The following is a 7,322-nucleotide window of genomic DNA, read 5'->3' on the forward strand; positions in this document are numbered from 1 at the left end:
CGGTTCGTCGCGAATCCGTTCGGGGCGCCGGGCTCGCGGATGTATCGCAGCGGTGACATCGGCCGCTGGCGCGCCCGCGGGGACGACGCCGCCCTGGAATACGCCGGGCGCGGGGATCAGCAGGTGCAACTTCGTGGGTTCCGTATCGAACTCGGCGAGATCGAAGCCGCGCTGCTGGGCTGCGCCGGGATCGGGCAGGCCGTGGCGGTGGTCCGCGCCGACGAACACACCGGCGAACGATTGATCGGCTACGTCGTGCCCGACACCCACACCGCGATCGACCCCAACGCCGTCCGCGCCGAAGTCGCCGGATTCCTCACCGGCTACATGGTCCCCGACGCCGTCGTCGTCCTCGACACCCTGCCACTGACCCCCAACGGGAAGCTCGACCGCCGGGCGCTACCCGATCCCGAGATCATCAGCACGGTCGACTACCGCGCGCCGCAGACGGCCACCGAACAGGCCGTGGCGCAGGTGTTCGCCGAACTGCTCGGCGCCGACCGCGTCGGCCTGGACGACGACTTCTTCGGGCTCGGCGGCAACTCGCTGCTGGCGGCCCAGGTGGCCGGACGGCTGCGGGAAGCGACCGGAGCGGCGGTGCAGGTGCAGTGGTTCTTCACCGACGCCACGGTGGCGGGCTTGGCCGCCCGCATCGACGCCGGCGACGCCGACGCCACCGCGGCGCTCGACGTGCTGCTGCCCATCCGGGCGAGCGGCTCGGCGGCCCCGCTGTTCTGCCTGCATCCGATGTACGGCTTGGCCTGGTCGTACGCGGGTCTGGCCCAGTTCATGCCCGCCGAGCAGCCGATCTTCGGCCTGCAATCGCCGGCGCTGTCGGAAGACGGCGAGCTGCCCGGCTCGCTGGACGAGCTGGCCGAGCGCTACCTGTCGGAGATCAGGGCGGTACAGCCGCAGGGCCCGTACCGGTTGCTCGGCTGGTCCCTCGGCGGCGTGCTCGCCCATGCCATCGCCACCAGGCTGCAGGACGCGGGCGAGCAGGTGGAGTTGCTGGCCATGATGGACAGCCATCCGAATCCGGATGTGGTCGGTTTCCGCGCCGCGGTGCGCGGCGCACTGGCCGAACTCGGACTCGGCACGGCGGCCACCGCGGACGGCGATGTCTACGAGCTCGACGACGACTCGCTGGCCGCCCTGCACGCCATGATCCCGGCCGACCTGGTCGCGGTGACTCCCGAGCGGCTGCGGCGGATCTATCGCAGCGCGGTCCGCTCGGCCGAGCTGATCGCCGAGCACCGGCCCGGGGTCTTCCGCGGCACCGTGCAGTACTTCAGCGCGGCGGTCGCCGACCCCGCCGACGAGTTGCGCGCCGCCGCGGCCGACTGGTGGCCGTATGTCCAGGGCATGGTCGTCGATCGGCCGGTCGAGGTCACCCATGCCCGGATGGCCACACCGGAGGCGCTGGCGGTGATCGGTCCGCAGCTGGCCGCTCTGCTCGACGGTCGCCGTTGAGCGTCCCCGCCGACGTCGCGACCCCAATCGCGCGAAGGCAGGGAATAATCAACCGCGGCACTCGTCACACGCGTCCGTTCCCGGCCCGAAATCCTCGGATCGTGGCCGGTCACGGGGGGCGTGCGCCGGTGGTTCGGTAACGATCGACATGCGCGCGTTCGATGATCCCTGGGCGGGGAGCATGGTGACGTGCGGGTGGCGACGATAGACAGGGTGAGGCAGCACGATGGTTCGGGCAGTCGGGCAGCGGTGTGACGAGACTGCGGAAGCGGTGCGCGCATGACCCGCCCGGCGCGTGTGCGCCCGACCCGGACCCGCCGTCCCCGCGTCACCACCCTGCCGCAGTTGATGGCCACCGCCGTCGAGGCCAACCCCAGCGGCGCGGCCGTGGTGTTCGCCGACGCGACCGCCACCCTGGCCGAGCTGAGCTATGCGCAGCTGGACGACTGGTCCACGCGTTTGGCGCGTCTGCTGATCGATCGTGGGGTGGGGCCGGAGGATCTGGTCGCGGTGGGTATTCCGCGTTCGGTGGAGTCGGTGGTCGCGGTGTGGGCGGTGGCCAAGACGGGTGCGGGTTTCGTGCCGGTGGATCCGAACTATCCGGCCGACCGGGTCGAGCACATGGTCGCCGACTCCGGCGCGGTCTTCGGGCTGACCGTCCAGGAACTGGGCGGTGACCTACCGAACCAGGTGGAGTGGCTGTCCATCGACACCGCGGACTGCGCCCGGCGGCTCGAGGAGTTCCCGGCCGATCCGGTGACCTACACCGATCGGGTGCGTCCGCTGCGCGCGGAGCATCCCGCTTATGTCATCTACACCTCCGGCTCCACCGGCATGCCGAAGGGCGTGGTGGTCACGCAGTCGGGGTTGGCGGGTTTCTGCGCCGAGCAGCGTGATCGGTACCGGGTGACGAGCGCGTCGCGGACGTTGCATTTCGCGTCGCCGTCGTTCGACGCGTCGGTGCTGGAGTTGCTGCTCGCCTTGGGCGGCGCGGCCACCATGGTCGTCGCCGCCCCCACCGTGTTCGGCGGTGAGGAATTCGCTTCCCTGGTGCGCCGGGAGGCCGTGACTCACGCGTTCGTCACGCCCGCCGCGCTGGCGTCGGTGGATCCGGCGGGGCTGGACGAGTTGCGCGTTGTGGTGGCCGGTGGCGAGGCGTGCCCGCCGGAGCTGGTCCGGCGCTGGGTGCTACCGGTGTCGGGTGGGCGCACCCGCGAATTCTTCAACGGGTACGGCCCCACCGAGACGACGATCATGACGAACATCAGCGCGCCGCTGGTGCCAGGGGAGCCGGTGACGATCGGCGCGCCGATCCGGGCCGTCACCGAATACGTGCTCGACGAGCGCTTGGTCCCGGTCCCGAGCGGGGTGGCCGGGGAGCTGTACATCGCCGGCGCGCCACTGGCCCGCGGCTACCACGACCGGCGCGGGCTGACCGCGTCCCGCTTCGTGGCCAACCCCTTCGACACCCATGGTTCCCGGCTCTATCGCACCGGTGATCTGGTGCGGTGGACGCCGGAGGGTGAGTTGGAGTATCTGGGTCGCAACGATTTCCAGGTGAAGATCCGTGGTTTCCGGATCGAGCTGGGTGAGATCGATGCGGTGCTTGCGGCGCACGAGACGGTGGATTTCGCGGTCACCGTGGGGCACCAGCTGGACAGCGGCGCGACCATTCTCGTCTCCTACGTGCATGCCTCGCCAGGGATGGACGCCGACGCGGCCGAGCTGGCCGCCTTCGCCGAGCAGAGCCTGCCCGCGCACATGGTGCCGACCGTCGTCATGGTGCTGGACGAGATCCCTTTGACGCCGGTGGGCAAATTGGACCGCGAGGCGCTACCTGCGCCGCGGTTGCGGACCAAAGTGTTCCGCGCGCCGGTCGGGCCGCTCGAAGAGCTGGTCGGCGCGGTGTTCGCCGAACTGCTCGGCCCGGGAGCGCCGGTCGGCGCGGACGACGATTTCTTCGAGCTGGGCGGCAACTCGCTGATCGCAACGCAGGCGGCGGCCCGCCTCGGCGCCGCGATCGCCGCGCGGGTGCCTGCCCGGCTGATTTTCGAGAGTCCCACCGTCGCCGCGCTCGCCGCCCGGCTGGAGCCGTTGAAGGGCGCGGGCGATCGGCGCGCGTTGGTGGCGGTGGAGCGTCCGGAGCGGGTGCCGTTGTCGTTGGCGCAGCGGCGGATGTGGTTTTTGAATCAGTTCGATACCGGTTCGGCGGCGAACAATATTCCGTTCGCGGTGCGGTTGTCGGGTGTGTTGGATGTGGCGGCGTTGCAGGCGGCGGTCGCTGATGTGGTGGGGCGTCATGAGACGTTGCGGACGGTGTATCCGGCGGTGGACGGTACGGGGTATCAGCTGGTGCTGCCCGCCGAGCAAGTCGTTCCCGACCTCGCGCCCAAGCCGGTGGCCGAACACGAGCTGCCGGATTGGCTGCGCACCTTCGCCGCCACCGGCTTCGACGTCGCGGCGGAAGTGCCGCTGCGCATCGCGCTGGCCGAGATCGGTTCCCAGGACCACGTGGTCGTGGTGGTGGTGCATCACATCGCGGCCGACGGCGCTTCGGTCGCGCCGTTCCTGCGGGATCTGCTCAGCGCGTTCCTGTCCCGGCGCAACGGCGCCCGCCCGTCCTGGCAGCCACTACCCGTGCAGTACGCGGACTACACACTGTGGCAGCACGCGATGCTCGGCGACGAGAACGACCCCGACTCGATCGCGGCGGACCAGATCGCCTACTGGCGCAGGACGCTCGCGGGCATCCCGGACCGGATCGACCTGCCCTCGGATCGCCCGCGCCCACCCGTCGCCTCCGGCCGGGGCGCGGAGTACTCCTTCGCGGTGGACGCCTCGGTGCATCGAGGGCTCGCCGAACTGGCCCACAGCGCGGGCGCCTCGGAGTTCATGGTGGTGCACGCCGCGCTGGCGCTGCTGCTGGCCCGGCTCACCGGCACCGAGGACATCACCATCGGCACGCCGGTGGCGGGCCGCGGCGAGCGCGAGCTCGATCCGCTGATCGGCATGTTCGTCAACACGCTGGTACTGCGCACCCGGATCGATCTCGGCGCGTCGTTCCGCGCGCTGCTGGACCGGACGAAGGAAACCGATCTCGGCGCGTTCTCGCATGCCGAGTTGCCGTTCGAGCGGCTGGTCGAGGTGCTGGACCCGGTGCGGTCGCAGGCGCATCACCCGCTGTTCCAGGTGGCGCTGTTCTACCAGAATCTGAGCAGGCCCGAGATCGATCTGCCCGGACTGTCCGCGCGCGTGCTCGAATTCGACAGCGCCGTGGCGAAATTCGATCTGCAATTGACCGTGGTGCCGAACGCAGACGGCGCGGCAACGGGTTTCACGGCGATGTTCACCTACGCCACCGATCTGTTCGACGAGCGGACGATCGCCGAGTTCGCCTGGCGGCTGGATCGGCTGCTCACCGTGGCCGCCATCGAGCCGGACCGGCCGATCGGCGCGATCGATCTGCTCGCGCCCGCCGAGCGCGAGCGCATCCTCCACGAGTGGAACAGCACCGGGTATCCGGTGCCCTCCGAGCTGCTGCTGGACGGCTACCGGCGCGCCGCCGAGGCCTACGCGGACGAGGTCGCGTTGGTGTACGAGGGCGCGGAGCTGACTTATCGTGAGTTCGACGCGCGGGTGAATCGTCTTGCGCGGTTGTTGATTTCGCAGGGTGTGGGTGCGGAGTCGTTGGTGGGGTTGGCGGTTCGTCGGTCGTTGGATCTCGTGGTGGGGATGTATGCGGTCGTGGCGGCGGGTGGGGCGTATGTGCCGTTGGATCCGGATCATCCGGCCGAACGCATCGCGCACATCCTGGATACGGCGCGGCCGGTCTGCGTGCTCACCACCTCCGCCGACGCGGTGGACGTGCCGGAAGGCACCGCGGTGCTGCTGCTGGACGCGCTGGATCCGAACCGGTTCGACGACAGCCCGGTGCGCCCGGATGAGCTGCTGCGTCCGGTGTTGCCGCAGCATCCGGCGTATGTGATCTTCACATCGGGTTCGACCGGCCGCCCCAAGGGCGTGACGATCTCGCACTTCGCGATCCAGAACCAGGTCAGCTGGATGCTCGCGGCGTATCCGCTCGACGCCGACGACGTGTACTTGCAGAAGACGGCGACGACCTTCGACGTCTCGCTGTGGGGCTACTTCCTGCCGCTGCGGGTGGGTGCGAAGTTGGTCGTCGCCGCCAAAGACGGGCACCGCGACCCGGTGTACGTCGCGGAAACCATCGCCGCGCAAGGTGTGACGGTGACGGACTTCGTGCCGTCCATGCTGACGGTCTTCGCCGCGCACACCGCCCCCGGATCGTGCCCCACCTTGCGCGACATCTTCGTGATCGGCGAGGCGCTGCCGCCGGAGACCGTCGCCGCGGTGCGCGCGGTGTCCGACGCCGCCGTGCACAATCTCTACGGCCCGACCGAGGCCGCGGTGTCGGTGACCTACTGGCCCGCGACCGCCGCGGACGAGCGTTCCGTGCCGATCGGTGTGCCGCAATGGAACACCCAGGTGTACGTGCTCGACGCGCGTCTGCAACCCGTGCCCGCCGGTGTGCCTGGTGAGCTGTATCTCGCGGGTGATCAGCTGGCCCGTGGTTACGTGCGGCGTCCCGACCTCACGGCCGATCGGTTCGTGGCCGATCCGTTCGGCAACGGTGCCCGGATGTACCGGACCGGTGATCTGGTGGTCTGGCGCAACCCGACCGATGTGCTGCCGCATCGGCTGGACTACCTCGGCCGGACCGATTTCCAGGTGAAGTTCCGCGGCCAGCGGATCGAGCTGGGCGAGATCGAGGCGGCGCTGCTGGCGCAGCCTTCGGTGAGCCAGGCGGTGGCCGTGGTCGCGCCGTCGTCGCTCGGTGACCAATTGGTCGCCTACGTCGTCCCGGCTCCCGGGCGAGCGATCGAACAGGGCGAATTGCTCGCGGCGATCCGGGACACGCTGCCCGCCTACATGGTTCCGGGAGCGATCGTCGTGCTGGAGGCGTTCCCGCTGAACCCCAGCGGCAAGCTCGATCGCAAGGCGCTTCCCGAGCCCGCTTTCTCCGCGCGGGAATTCCGGGCGCCCTCGACGGCGGTCGAGGAGATCGTGGCGGATGTGTTCGGTGAGGTGCTCGGACTGGGCCGGGTGGGCGCGGATGACGATTTCTTCGCGCTCGGGGGCAATTCGCTGGTCGCCACTCGAGTCGTGGCGCGTCTCGGCGCGGCGGTCGATGCCCGGGTGCCGGTGCGGGCGTTGTTCGAGACCCCGACAGTGGCGGGGTTGGCGGCGTCGTTGGAGTCGCACACCCACGGCGAGCGTGGTGTCGAGTTGGGGAGCATCGCCCGTCCGGAGCGGTTGCCGTTGTCGTTGGCGCAGCAGCGGATGTGGTTCCTCAACCGCTTCGACCACGCGGACGACGCTGCCGCGGCGACCGGTTCGGCGGCCTACAATCTGCCCTTCGCCTTGCGGTTGACCGGCGAATTGGATGTCACCGCGCTGGGTGCGGCGCTGCACGACGTGGTGGCGCGGCACGAGGTGCTGCGCACGATGTATCCGGAAACCGTGGATGGCCCGGTGCAGGTGGTGCTACCGGCCGGGCAGGTGACGCTGGATGTGGCGGCGCACACGGTGGGTGTGGACGAGGTCGCGCGGGAGGTCTACACGCTCGCGGCGATTCCCTTCGATGTGACCGCCGAAGTGCCCGTGCGGGTGCGGCTGCTGCGGATCGCTGATGCGCCGCGCGAACATGTGCTGGTGGTGGTGGTGCATCATATCGCGGCGGATGCGTCGTCGATGGGTCCGTTGGTGCGGGATGTGATGGTGGCGTATTCGGCGCGTGTCTCGGGTGATGCGCCGGGGTGGTCGCCGTTGCG

At 70.0% G+C, this 7,322-nt stretch carries 2 protein-coding genes; both read left to right on the forward strand.

What is annotated here, in order from left to right; translation table 11 throughout:
* Positions 1-1,470: thioesterase domain-containing protein (locus tag U3653_RS33100; RefSeq protein WP_324722498.1), on the forward strand; the 1,470-nt coding region annotated here is incomplete at its 5' end.
* Positions 1,471-1,749: 279 nt separating this feature from the next.
* Positions 1,750-7,322, forward strand: a 5,573-nt coding sequence (locus U3653_RS33105) for a non-ribosomal peptide synthetase (RefSeq protein WP_324722499.1), incomplete at its 3' end; no start/stop codon positions are given.

Source organism: Nocardia implantans (genome assembly GCF_035544775.1).
In the GTDB taxonomy this organism is placed as follows: domain Bacteria; phylum Actinomycetota; class Actinomycetes; order Mycobacteriales; family Mycobacteriaceae; genus Nocardia; species Nocardia implantans.